The organism is Meishania litoralis, from assembly GCF_042611095.1.
Lineage (GTDB): Bacteria > Bacteroidota > Bacteroidia > Flavobacteriales > Flavobacteriaceae > Meishania > Meishania litoralis.
This window is the reverse complement of record NZ_JBHFPV010000001.1, coordinates 532,074-544,272: the sequence shown is the minus strand read 5'-3', so window position 1 is coordinate 544,272 and position 12,199 is coordinate 532,074. Positions and strand designations below refer to the sequence as shown.

The window sequence follows — 12,199 nt, the reverse complement described above, 5'->3', positions numbered from 1 at the left end:
GAAAGGAAACCTTGATTAAAATCACCGAACTGCGCAGTACCATTGAAAAAGCCTCTGGGGCCAATGAAAAAATAAGGGCCTCAAACGAGCTATCTCAAATTATGAGCAGTTTGAACATCAATGTAGAAAACTATCCCGATTTAAAGGCGGATAAACAATTCGCAAACATCGAATTTGAACTGTCCGATATTGAAGACCAGATATCCGCTTCGAGAAGGGCGTACAATGCCGCTGTGACAAGTTACAACAACAGTATACAGATGTTTCCCGCAAGCATTATCGCCAGCATCCGAAAAGACAAGATCAAAACCTTATTGGATATTCCAAAATCCGACCAAAAAGAAATCGATATCAATCAACTTTTAAACCAATAGAAACATGCAAATGTTCGAAAATTTACCCTGGTACGGGTATGTGATTTTGGCAGTCGCCATTGCTTCTTATGCCATTCGCTATTTTAAGATTGCAAAGAAAGAATACGATGCGCCTGATAAAATAAAGGCAAAATTCAGAAAATCGCCAAACAATAAACTCAATGATGAACAACAGTTTGCCATAGCGTTGTATACGCCCATTGCCGAATGGTGGAAAGCCCAAACCGATACCCTATCATTTCTGACCGCAAAAGAGATTAAGCCCTATCTGGAAGGTTGGGGCATAGATACAATCGAAGGCTACTGGGATTTGACCGAGTATTTTATGAAAGATGGTCGCCGGTGGTACTTTGATTTTATCCAATGCATGATTGAAAAAGAGCCACAAGAAAAATGGGATGAACTAATGGACAAAAAATTCGGCAACAATGAACGGGCCCATCGTTATTTAAAGGCTTTAAGTTCGGGTGAAGCCATAAACACTTTAAAGCAAAAAGGCTTTATCACGTTTGATTCCGAATTACAGCTTGGTGTTGCAGGTTACGATGCGGCGGTATTGGCCGGCCAGGCACTTTCCCTGGAACAATATGGGGTGTCAAATACCCCGAGAACTACGATAAGCTTATTATAGATTAATACTTTTTGATGTACAGGTGCTGTCCCATCTAAAAAAAGCATTGGTTTACGATAGTGGTACAAAGAGGGATTTTTGAATTGGGCATTTTGGGCCCTAACTTACCCTTGTTTGTAGATAGGTAGAAGATTGAAAAATAGAAATCAGAAATTTAGTATAGAAAGTCAAAACGTTAAAGCGCAATTTGTTGTACCTAAGTTGTACCTGAAGCAAAAAAGCCAAGAATGTGAATCCTTGGCTTTCCTTTTGTACTCGAGGCGGGAATTGCCTTCGGCGAGTCCCCTTCAAACTTGTTGAAAATAAAAAAGCCAATCCTATTATGATTGTTTTTTTGTTCTTCAAGCTTTTCGCAAATGTGATTCGCTCAACCTTTCATAACAAAAAAGTCGTGATAAATTTCACGACTTTTCTACTTATAAGTACTCGAGGCGGGACTTGAACCCGCACGGGCAAATGCCCACAGGATTTTAAGTCCGGCGTGTCTACCAATTCCACCACTCGAGCGTGTCCTCCATGGCAAAGGAGGGCTGGACTTAAACAAAAAAACGCCGACAAGCAGCGTTTCCATTGTTGAGCGAAAAACGGGATTCGAACCCGCGACCTCCACCTTGGCAAGGTGGCGCTCTACCAACTGAGCTATTTTCGCGTTTAAAAGAACGTGCTACCGCATTGCGATAGCGAGGGCAAATTTAATACAATTCTGTAAAAGACAAAGAAATTTTATCCGAAAAACAAGCTGAATCTTCTATCGGGTTTTAGACTTGAAGGGTTTAAAAATTAAGAAGTCGCCTTTTTGTTTTTGGTCAAAAGCCGTTTGATCTCATTGAGCTTCATAAGGGCCTCGACAGGGGTAAGTGTATTGATGTCGAGATGGGTTATTTCTTCCTTGATTTCTTCCAGCAACGGATCATCAAGATTGAAAAAACTAAGCTGCATTTCATTTTGAACGGATTGTAGCTTGTCTGTAAGTTCTTCACTGGAATGCGACTTTTCGAGCTTCTTCAATATTTTGTTGGCCTTATGTATGACCTGTTGCGGCATACCGGCCATTTTGGCCACATGGATGCCGAAGCTGTGTTCGCTACCGCCTGGGGTCAGCTTCCGTAAGAAAAGCACGTTGTCTTTAAGCTCTTTGACTGATACATTGAAATTTTTGATGCGCTCAAAGGTGGCGCTCATTTCGTTGAGCTCATGATAATGCGTTGCGAACAATGTTTTTGCCCGGGCGGGATGTTCATGCAGGTATTCTGAAATGGCCCATGCGATACTGATACCGTCATAGGTACTGGTGCCACGGCCGATTTCATCCAAAAGCACCAGGCTCCGTTCTGACAGGTTGTTGAGTATGGATGCCGTTTCGTTCATCTCGACCATAAAAGTAGATTCGCCCATTGAAATGTTGTCGCTTGCCCCGACACGCGTGAATATTTTGTCGACATAGCCAATGGTGGCGGCTTCTGCGGGAACAAAACTGCCCATTTGGGCCAATAGTACGATCAGGGCCGTTTGCCGCAGTATGGCCGATTTGCCGCTCATGTTGGGTCCTGTGATCATAATGATCTGCTGTGTATCACGGTTCAAATTGACATCATTGGCAATATAGGCTTCGCCCAAGGGCAATTGTTTTTCTATGACAGGATGGCGGCCATTCGTAATTTCAATGGCTGTGGAATCGTTCAAAACGGGTTCGACATACTTATTTTCAATGGCTAATTGGGCGAAACCACAGAGACAATCCAATTGGGCGATCAGTTGGGCATTGTTCTGAACATGGTCTATATACTCTTGCATCCAGACGATGAGCTGTGAAAACAATTGTTGCTCCAAACTTAAAATGCGTTCCTCGGCGCCCAGAATTTTGGCTTCGTACTCCTTGAGTTCTTCCGTAATATAGCGCTCTGCACTGACCAAGGTTTGTTTTCGGACCCACTCCTCGGGTACCTTGTCCTTATGGGTGTTGCGCACTTCGATGTAATAACCGAATACGTTGTTGGAGGCTATTTTCAGGGAAGAAATTCCGGTACGCTCGGTTTCCCGCTCGAGCATTTGGTTTAAATAGTCTTTGCCTGAAAAGGCGAGGTTTCTCAACTCATCAAGTTCTTCGGAATACCCGTCGGCAATGGTTTTTCCTTTGGAGATAAGAACGGGGGCCTCTTCATGGATTACTTCCTTGATTTTCCCGCGAAGCATTTCGCAGGCATGCAATTGGTCCCCGATAAGTTTGAGGGCCTCATTGTCACTTTGTGAGACATGCTGCTTGACAGGTACGATCACTTCTAACGAATTCTTGAGTTGTACCACTTCTTTCGGATTGATTTTTCCCGTGGCCGTCTTTGAGATCAACCGCTCCAAATCACCGATTTGTTTGAGCCATTGTTGCAGTTTTTGCAAAGAAGTGTCGTTTTTTGATAAATACGAGACCACTTGGTGCCTTCTGCGTATTTTTTCGATATTTTTCAACGGCAGTGCCAACCATCTTTTGACCAAACGACCGCCCATGGGCGAAATGGTCTTGTCGATAACATCTAAAAGGGTAACGGCATTGACGTGGGTCGAATGGTAGAGTTCCAGGTTTTTAATGGTGAACCTATCCATCCAGATGTATTCTTCTTCGGCGATCCGTTGCAGTTTGTTGATATGCTGTAATTGCCGGTGTTGGGTTTCCGATAGGTAATGCAACACCACCCCCGAGGCGATTATGCCCTGTGTCAAATGGTCGACCCCAAAACCCTTTAATGTGGCGGTCTTAAAATGACCGGTTAGGGTTTCGCCGGCATAATCCTCTTGAAAGACCCAATCTTCCAAATAAAAGGTATGGAATTGGTTGCCAAACAGCTCTAAAAATTCCTTTTTATGCGCTTTGGACACCAAGATTTCGTTGGGGACAAAATTTTGCAGCAATTTATCGATTTGCTCTTCGGTACCTTCCGAGGTGAAAAACTCTCCGGTCGAAATGTCCAAAAAAGAAACGCCCAGCAGTTTTCGTCCAAAATGGACGGCACACAAAAAGTTATTGGTTCTAGCGCTTAGAATATCGTCGTTGAGGGCAACACCGGGCGTTACCAATTCGGTAACCCCACGTTTAACGATGGTCTTGGTCTGCTTGGGATCTTCCAGCTGATCACAGATGGCGACCCTTTGGCCGGCCTTTACCAGTTTTGGCAAATAGGTGTTCAGGGAATGGTGCGGAAATCCGGCCAATTCGGTTCTGTCACCGCCATTGTTTCTGTGGGTAAGTATAATACCCAATATTTTGGAGGCCTTCACGGCATCTTCACCGAAAGTTTCATAAAAATCCCCGACGCGGAATAGCAAGAGCGCATCAGGATGTTTGGTCTTGATGGTGTTGTATTGCCTCATTAAAGGGGTTACCTTTTTTGTCTTAGCCTTTTGCGCCACTTCTGATTATCTCTCTATTTTTGTCGAACGATAAATATATGGTATTCTCTATGCGATTTGAATTATTGTTGATATTTCAAAGCCGATAGTTGAAAAGTATTGCAATGCGAAAGTTAAAAAATGAGGAGCTGGATCGACTGAGCATCGATCAATTCAAGAACGTTGAAAAAATCCCATTGACCATTGTGCTTGACAATGTTCGAAGTCTCAACAATATCGGTTCGGTATTCAGAACGGCCGATGCCTTTTTGATAGAAAAGATCTATTTATGTGGAATTACGGCCACACCGCCGAATAAGGATATTCGTAAAACGGCCCTGGGAGCGACTGAAAGTGTTGTATGGGCTTATGCCGAAGATACTTTACAACTTGTTCAACGATTGAAATTGGAAGGAAAAACCACCTTGGCGATCGAACAGGCCGAAGGTGCCACTATGCTGAATGACTTCAAGATAGAAAAAGGGCGCAGCTATGTATTGATTTTCGGTAATGAGGTCAAAGGAGTACAACAAGAAGTGGTCGACTTGTGTGATGGCGTTATCGAAATTCCACAGTTCGGCACCAAGCATTCATTGAACATATCGGTAAGTGTGGGCGTAACGCTATGGAATTTTTGGTCGAAGACCAAAAAATGAAAAGCCCGACAATGTCGGGCCTTTGGTATAGTTTGAGTTAGTTAGTTCTCGAATTAGAGATGCGCAATTACGTAAATACATTTCTCATACGCAAGAAATTTGCCAAAATTATGTTAATTCAATTGTCGCAGGGCATGGTTTTGAATCGAGGTGACAATGGCCTCGTAATCTTCTTGACGTTCTAAAAAATCCATTTCGCTGATATCGATGATCAAACTGTTCGGCTGCTGATAACCCTTGATATAATCAAAATAGGCACGGTTTATTTTTTCCAGATAGTCGGGTTTTATCTCTTGTTCGTAATCCCTTCCCCGCTTCTTGATATTTTCCAAAAGGCGTTGAGTAGTCTGGTACAAAAAGACGTAGATCCTGGGTTTTTTGACTTCTTTGTACATGAAGTCGAAAATTTTTCGATAGAGGGTGAACTCTTCTTTTTGTAGGGTAACCTTGGCAAAAATGAGCGATTTGAAAATGTCGTAATCGCTGATCATGAAACTTTTAAAAAGGTCATATTGTGACGTATCATCGGAAAATTGTTGATAACGGTCCGCCAAGAATGACATTTCCAAAGGAAAGGCATAACGGCTTGGATCGTTATAAAAATTGGGTAGAAAAGGGTTGTCGGCAAAGCGTTCCAAAACCAGTTTTGCATTAAACTCCTTGGCCATTTTATTCGCCAACGAGGTTTTTCCCGCCCCGATGTTTCCCTCAATGGCGATGAACTCGATTTTAGAGAAAAGTGCTTCCCTGTTTTTGAAAAGTATATTTTCCGTCTTGGTCAAAACACTTTTGTCAATACATTCCTGTAACAGGTTACGGGTGTCTTTTTTTAAGATCGGATGATAGAATTGGGGGGCGATATCGGCAAGTGGCCTGAGTACAAAACGCCGTTCGTGCATTTTTGGGTGCGGTACCGTAAGCGTCAGTGTATTGACGATTTCAGCATTGAAAAATAAGATGTCGATATCTATGTTTCTTGACTCGTAACCCTGGGTTTGGCTGTGACGGGTTCTTCCCATGTTCTTCTCGATATCGAGTACCTCGTTCAAAATTTGGTGTGCCGGTAAGGTTGTTTGAAGGCCCACGCATATGTTCAAAAAGTCACCGCCGTCAAACCCCAAGGCGGGACTTTGGTAAATTTTTGAAATCATGGTGACCTGCCCAACATTTTTTGATAACAAAAAAACTGCCTGTTGCAAATGCTCGAGCCTTTTGTCAAGGTTGCTGCCCAAAGAAAGATAAACTGTATTTGCGTCGCCCATGATATTTTGGCAAAGTAAGCAAAACTAGTTGACATGAATTCACAGGTTTTTGAGATTCGTAATCCGAATCGTATCGGGCAAGTGTAACAATGGTTATCTTTGACAATCTTTTAATACGCATTGATGAATTTTCTAAGAAACCTTTTGGCCGCAATTTTAGGATGCCTTATCGCATTTGGAATGCTGTTTGTCATGTTTTTGATTTTTGTAAGCTTGTTGGGGAGCGCCGATGAAGGAATCAACATCAAGAACAATTCGGTACTTGAACTACAATTGCAACGCCCAATAAACGATTATGTAGGCAGTAAGGATGAAGACCCGTTCATCGGCCTATTCGAACAGAATCAAGGGCTTGATGAAATTTTACATGCCATTGAAGTTGCCAAAGACGATGATGATATCAAAGGAATAAGTTTGAACAATAACTTTGTAATGGCGGGCCTTGCACAGACCCAGTCAATTCGAAAGGCTTTGGAGACTTTCAAGAAAAAAGGCAAGTTCGTTTATGCCTACGGCGATTTTTATACACAGAAAGATTATTATTTGGCCAGTATTGCCGATTCAATTTATTTGAATTCTGTCGGAGTATTGGACTTCAAAGGACTGGCCTCCGAAGTGTTGTTCTTCAAAGATTTACAGGAAAAGACCGGTGTGAAAATGGAAGTCATTCGTCATGGTAAGTACAAAAGTGCCGTTGAACCCTATCTGGAGAATGAGATGAGCGAGGCGAACCGCACACAGATCCGGGAATTGATAGGGTCTTTATGGAGTTCGATGCTTTCCGAGATTTCGGAAGGGCGAAATCTTAGCGAATCGGAGCTCAACAGTATAGCGGATACCTTGGGAGGACGAAATCCGGAATATGCCAAACAAACAGGGTTGATCGACGGTGTGCTCTTCTATGACCAATACGAGGCAAAATTGAAAAATGCGCTAGACTTGCAACCTGAGGAGGATTTGAACTATGTTGCCCTTGAAGATTATGTAAGACGTTCGAATAAGAAGGTCACGAAAAAGGGGGCTGATAAAGTTGCCGTGGTCTTTGCCCAAGGAGAGATACTGTATGGCGAGGGTGGCCCCGACCTTATCGGCCAGGGTATCATTACCAAGGCCCTGGTAAAGGCACGTGATGACGATTCGGTTAAGGCGGTAGTTCTACGGGTCAATTCGCCAGGGGGCAGTGCTTTGACCTCTGATATTATTTGGCGCGAGATCGAGTTGGTCAAAGAAAAGAAACCGGTAGTGGTTTCAATGGGAAATGTGGCCGCTTCGGGCGGATACTATATCGCTGCGGGTGCCGATAAGATTTTTGCCGAACCTACTACCATAACCGGTTCGATAGGTGTTTTCGGTACGGTACCCAATATTCATAAACTTGCCTCCGACATCGGAATCAATGCAGAACAGGTGGGTACGAACAAAAATTCGGTCGATTATTCCCTATTCGAACCCATGTCAGACGAGTTTAGAAACGTCGTTCAAGAAGGAATTGAATCCACATACAGTACATTTTTGGAGCGTGTGGCACAAGGTAGGGGCATTTCGGTAACCGAGGTCGATAGTTTGGCCCAAGGTCGTGTATGGAGTGGGGTCGATGCAAAAAGAATCGGGTTGGTCGACGAATTGGGCACTCTAGAAGATGCCATTTCCGCGGCAGCGAAAATGGCGGGACTTGAAGAATATGGCATTCGAAAGCTGCCCAAGTATAAATCGGGCTTCGAACGCATGCTAGAGGATCTTGCGGGTGCCGGTGCAAGGGCCAAGCAAGAATTGATTCAAGATGAAATAGGTCCAGAGGCCTACTCCATTTTCAAAGAGTTAAAATCGGCCATGGAACAAAAAGGTGTTCAGGCTAGGATGCCATTTGTGATCAATATCAAATAGGTGATGACCCAGAAAGACAAAAGGCTGGCCCATAAGATTTATCTCTATTTAGGTGCCTTGTTCATTACTTCACTAGTGGTCTCGAACCTTATTTTTCAAAAATTCTTCTATTGGAAACCCTTCGGTGATGTTACCGTTTTCGGGGCGTCGCTTTTTGAAGTTTCGGTGGGTATTCTGCCCTATCCGATTACTTTTTTGATAACCGATTTGATTTCAGAGATTTTTGGAAAAAAAAAGGCCAACCAGATCGTCACCGCGGGCATTTTTGCCTCTTTTTTTTCGATGGGCATCGTTCTGGTCGCCAATGTGGCCCCGGCGATTCCTTCATCCCCTATCGACGATGCACTTTTCAATAAGGTCTTTGCGCTTTCGCCGATAGCTGTGCTGGCTTCGATGATCGCCTATCTATGCGCTCAATACGTCGATATTGCGATCTATCATTTCTGGAAAAAAGTGACCAATGGAAAACATCTTTGGCTGCGCAATAATTTTTCAACCTTCCTTTCCCAATTTATCGATACGTTCACCGTAGTAGGGTTGTTATGCGTTTTTGGGGTACTGCCTTGGAGTCTTTTTGTCGGTCTGGTCATAAGCGGGTTTATTTTTAAGATTTTTATAGCATTTATAGACACCCCTTTTCTCTATTTCTTCGTATATCTGTTAAGAAAACGATTTGATCTTGCCGTTGGTGAGGAAATCGACTTGGAAGCATAATATTAATCGCTTTTTCAAGTTCTTTAGAAAGACCCCAAGTACATGAAAAAGAAAATCTTACGAATTATCGCTATCGTTCTACTACTGATCGTTGCCGTTTTGGTAGCCGCACCCTTCATTTTGGAGGCAAAGATCGGTGATATTATCAAGAACAATGTTAACAGTAATGTCAATGCGACTTTTGATTTCAAGGATGCCGATCTAAGCCTTATCAAAAGCTTTCCCAATGCCGAATTGGGCCTGCATGGTGTGTCACTTGTCAATAAGGCTCCGTTTGAAGGCGACACTTTGTTCGCGGCCAAAGACATAAGTTTGACGATGGGTATCGGTGAACTCTTCAAGAGTGCGGGAGAAGCAATTGTCCTGAAAAATCTATCGGTCGACGGGGCCAAGATCAATGTGAAGGTCAATGAAGAAGAGACCGCCAATTATGAGATAGCCAATGAAGATGGTAATGAAGAGTTGGAGTCTTCCGAAGGTTTTACCTTAGACCTTCAATCGTATGAAATAACAAATTCAGAGGTTATTTATGACGATAGGGCCGCCAAAGTATATTTGATGGTTTCCGATATTCAACATAGCGGTACGGGCGATCTCTCGGCCGTAACATCCGAATTGGATACCAAGACCGATGCCCTGGTCACTTTTGAATTGGACAGTACCAACTACCTCAATAAAAATGCGATTAAATTGGATGCCCTGATCGGTATCGATTTAAAAGAGGATAAATACACCTTTTTGAAGAACGAGGCTTTGGTCAATCAGTTGCCTTTGATCTTCGACGGGTTCGTAAAAGTGAACGAAGACAATCAAGAGGTCGATATCAGTTTTAAAACGCCTTCATCCGACTTCAAAAACTTTTTGGCCGTGATTCCGGAAGCATATTCCAAGAATATCGAAAATGTGGAAACATCCGGAGATTTTATCGTTGAGGGCCAGTTCAACGGCATAGTTGACGAAGAGCACATTCCTAAATTCAACATCAAGATCAATTCTGAAAACGCTTCGTTCAAATATCCCGATTTGCCCAAGGCGGTGAGCAATGTCTTTATTGATACGAAAATCATCAATACCACAGGAATTTCCGAAGATACTTATGTCGATATCGATAAACTTTCTTTTATGATCGATCAAGATAGGTTCAATATGGTGGCCAACATCAAAGAACTTATGGGAAATACGAAAGTAAATGCCCATATCGATGCCAAGATGAACTTGGCCAATATCGCAAAGGCGTATCCCGTGCCTACCGATCTTGACCTGAAAGGACTGCTCGATGCAGATGTGACCACTACTTTCGATATGGCATCCGTTGAGCAAAAGCGATACGAAAACACAAGTACTAACGGTAAAATGAGCCTTCGTGATTTCGAATACAATTCTGCCGAAATGGCGAATCCCGTTATGTTAAGTTCCGTGGCGATGACCTTTAATCCGAAAACGGTGACCTTGAACGAACTGAACGGAAAAACCGGCCAGACCGATTTCAACGCTACGGGTACGATCAATAACCTGCTTGGCTACCTGTTCAACGATGAGCAGGTAGAAGGTAATTTTGACCTGAAATCGAACACCTTCGCATTGAACGATTTTATGGTCGAGGAAGAACCCGTCGAATCTGGGGAGACTGCTACGACCGATTCAAAAACGACTTCCACCGAAGAAAAAATAAAGATACCTTCTTTCTTGGATGCCAATATCAATGCTTCGGCCAATACCGTACTTTATGACAATCTGACTTTAAAAGATGTCAAGGGAAACCTTCGCATAAAGGACGAAAAAGCTACGCTCAGCAACATGACCTCGTCTTTGTTCGACGGAAAAGTGGATTTCAACGGAGAGGTCTCTACCAAGACCGAAACGCCGACTTTCGCCATGAAATTGGGAATGAATCAGTTGCAATTGGGAGAGACTTTTAAGGCTTTGGAGCTTTTTGATGTCTTGGCCCCGATAGCAAGTGTACTGCAAGGAAAATTTAATTCCGATATCACATTGTCCGGTAGTCTTACCGATGATTTTACGCCCGACCTGGCCCATCTTTCGGGGAAAGTTCTGGCCGAGGTCTTGGCTACCGATATAGATACCGAAAAAGCGAACGTGTTGAAGGCCTTGAGCACCAAACTTGATTTTATCAAGATGGACAAGCTCGATTTAAAGGGATTAAAAACAGCGCTGAACTTTGAGAATGGTATCGTAACGGTCAAACCCTTCACCATCAAATATGATGATATTGCCATAAATGTGGATGGTAACCATACCTTTGATAAAAAACTGAACTACAAAGCCACGTTGCAAGTGCCGGCCAAATATTTGGGAAGTGAAGTGAACAACTTGATCGCCAAGATCGATGATGAATCCCTTAAAGATTTGACCATTCCGGTGGTGGCGAATATAGGGGGGGGCTATTTGAGCCCTACTGTTACGACCGATTTGACATCTGGCATCAAAAACCTGACGGCCCAACTCGTCGAGGTCCAAAAACAAAAACTTATCAGTACAGGTAAGGATAAGGCCAAAGATCTCATTGGCGGTATTCTTAACGGAGGCCAAAATGAGAAAGACTCGACCGTGACACAAGACCCTACAAAAGAGGGGGTAAAGGAAGTTTTGGGCGGTATTTTAGGGGGCGACAAGAAAGAAGATTCGACCAAAACCATTACCGACACCGTGCCTGTCAAAGAAGAAGATGTGGTCAAGGAAAAAGCAAAAGATATTTTGGGCGGACTGCTAGGTGGTAAAAAGAAAAAGAAGGATTCGGTCGAATGAATCCTTAAAACGTATATGGGTGATTAAATGGGCATCCGACGGCTATGTTGTTTGTAATTCTAACGAATATGGCGAATTTTGAGGTTTGGTATGGCTAAGGCTCCCTCAAAATTTTTTCCATTTTTCTGCCCTTTGCCAATTCATCGACCAATTTGTCAAGATATCTCACTTTTCGGGTTAAAGGAGTTTCGATTTCTTCGATTCGATAACCACAGATCGTTCCTTTGATGAGATAGGCGTTGGGGTTCAGGTCTGCCCTTGAAAAGAATTCTTTAAATGTCGCTTTTTGATCAACGAGTTCTTGTAATGAATTGTCATCAAATCCTGTCAACCATCTTATAACTTGATGTAACTCTTCTTTTGTTCTTCCTTTACCCTCAACTTTTGAAACGTAATGAGGATACACCGAAGCAAAAGTCAAATTTGCTATTCGTTTATCATGTGCTAGAGTTGTATTCATATTTTTTAGTGTTGAACCTTGTCTGATTTATAGTACAAATACCCTTTGATTACTACCATTGGTTTTGTACA

The 12,199-nt window shown here is 42.9% G+C and carries 9 protein-coding genes and 2 tRNA genes; 6 read left to right on the top strand and 5 right to left on the bottom strand.

The window, feature by feature from the left end; all coding sequences use genetic code 11:
* The first annotated feature begins 11 nt into the window (after positions 1-11).
* Positions 12-374 carry a LemA family protein gene (locus ACEZ3G_RS02495; RefSeq protein ID WP_432423894.1) on the top strand — a complete coding sequence of 121 codons (363 nt, stop codon included), beginning with the start codon at positions 12-14 and terminating at the stop codon, positions 372-374.
* A gap of 10 nt (positions 375-384) precedes the next feature.
* On the top strand, positions 385-1,005 hold the full coding sequence (locus tag ACEZ3G_RS02490; protein ID WP_432423893.1) for a hypothetical protein: 621 nt from the start codon (positions 385-387) through the stop codon (positions 1,003-1,005).
* Between the two features lie 423 nt (positions 1,006-1,428).
* On the opposite strand, the gene ACEZ3G_RS02485 is transcribed toward ACEZ3G_RS02490, so the two are convergent.
* From ACEZ3G_RS02485 to mutS, 3 genes are all read right to left on the bottom strand, one after another.
* Positions 1,429-1,512, bottom strand: a tRNA-Leu gene (locus tag ACEZ3G_RS02485).
* Positions 1,513-1,581: 69 nt separating this feature from the next.
* A tRNA-Gly gene (locus ACEZ3G_RS02480) sits at positions 1,582-1,654 on the bottom strand.
* Positions 1,655-1,785: 131 nt separating this feature from the next.
* On the bottom strand, positions 1,786-4,368 hold the full coding sequence (gene mutS, locus ACEZ3G_RS02475; protein ID WP_432423892.1) for a DNA mismatch repair protein MutS: 2,583 nt from the start codon (positions 4,366-4,368) through the stop codon (positions 1,786-1,788).
* Between the two features lie 143 nt (positions 4,369-4,511).
* On the opposite strand from mutS, the gene ACEZ3G_RS02470 reads away from it, so the two are divergent.
* On the top strand, positions 4,512-5,042 hold the full coding sequence (locus tag ACEZ3G_RS02470; protein WP_432423891.1) for an RNA methyltransferase: 531 nt from the start codon (positions 4,512-4,514) through the stop codon (positions 5,040-5,042).
* A 113-nt stretch (positions 5,043-5,155) separates the two neighbouring features.
* On the opposite strand, the gene folK is transcribed toward ACEZ3G_RS02470, so the two are convergent.
* A complete protein-coding gene (folK, locus tag ACEZ3G_RS02465; protein ID WP_432423890.1) occupies positions 5,156-6,304 on the bottom strand; it encodes a 2-amino-4-hydroxy-6-hydroxymethyldihydropteridine diphosphokinase in 1,149 nt (382 codons plus the stop codon).
* A gap of 123 nt (positions 6,305-6,427) precedes the next feature.
* Between folK and sppA the strand changes: the two genes are divergently transcribed.
* The 3 genes from sppA to ACEZ3G_RS02450 are packed head-to-tail and all read left to right on the top strand — an operon-like array spanning position 6,428 to position 11,668.
* Entirely contained in the window at positions 6,428-8,188 is a 1,761-nt protein-coding gene (sppA, locus tag ACEZ3G_RS02460) for a signal peptide peptidase SppA (RefSeq protein WP_432423889.1), read from the top strand.
* A 3-nt stretch (positions 8,189-8,191) separates the two neighbouring features.
* Positions 8,192-8,902, top strand: a complete 711-nt coding sequence (locus ACEZ3G_RS02455) for a queuosine precursor transporter (protein WP_432423888.1) — start codon at positions 8,192-8,194, stop codon at positions 8,900-8,902.
* A gap of 42 nt (positions 8,903-8,944) precedes the next feature.
* Complete coding sequence (locus tag ACEZ3G_RS02450; RefSeq protein WP_432423887.1) at positions 8,945-11,668, top strand: AsmA-like C-terminal region-containing protein; 2,724 nt, start codon at positions 8,945-8,947, stop codon at positions 11,666-11,668.
* Positions 11,669-11,762: 94 nt separating this feature from the next.
* On the opposite strand, the gene ACEZ3G_RS02445 is transcribed toward ACEZ3G_RS02450, so the two are convergent.
* Positions 11,763-12,128 (bottom strand): DUF2200 domain-containing protein, encoded by a 366-nt coding sequence (locus ACEZ3G_RS02445; RefSeq protein ID WP_432423886.1) that lies wholly within the window; start codon positions 12,126-12,128, stop codon positions 11,763-11,765.
* Positions 12,129-12,199 lie beyond the last annotated feature (71 nt).

Bases quoted from the DNA above. Each gene is read 5' to 3' on its own strand.
- folK (WP_432423890.1), bottom strand. From the start codon at position 6,304: ATGGGCGACGCAAATACAGTTTATCTTTCTTTGGGCAGCAACCTTGAC.
- ACEZ3G_RS02470 (WP_432423891.1), top strand. From the start codon at position 4,512: ATGCGAAAGTTAAAAAATGAGGAGCTGGATCGACTGAGCATCGATCAA.
- mutS (WP_432423892.1), bottom strand. From the start codon at position 4,368: ATGAGGCAATACAACACCATCAAGACCAAACATCCTGATGCGCTCTTG.
- ACEZ3G_RS02450 (WP_432423887.1), top strand. From the start codon at position 8,945: ATGAAAAAGAAAATCTTACGAATTATCGCTATCGTTCTACTACTGATC.
- ACEZ3G_RS02445 (WP_432423886.1), bottom strand. From the start codon at position 12,128: ATGAATACAACTCTAGCACATGATAAACGAATAGCAAATTTGACTTTT.
- sppA (WP_432423889.1), top strand. From the start codon at position 6,428: ATGAATTTTCTAAGAAACCTTTTGGCCGCAATTTTAGGATGCCTTATC.
- ACEZ3G_RS02455 (WP_432423888.1), top strand. From the start codon at position 8,192: ATGACCCAGAAAGACAAAAGGCTGGCCCATAAGATTTATCTCTATTTA.
- ACEZ3G_RS02490 (WP_432423893.1), top strand. From the start codon at position 385: ATGTTCGAAAATTTACCCTGGTACGGGTATGTGATTTTGGCAGTCGCC.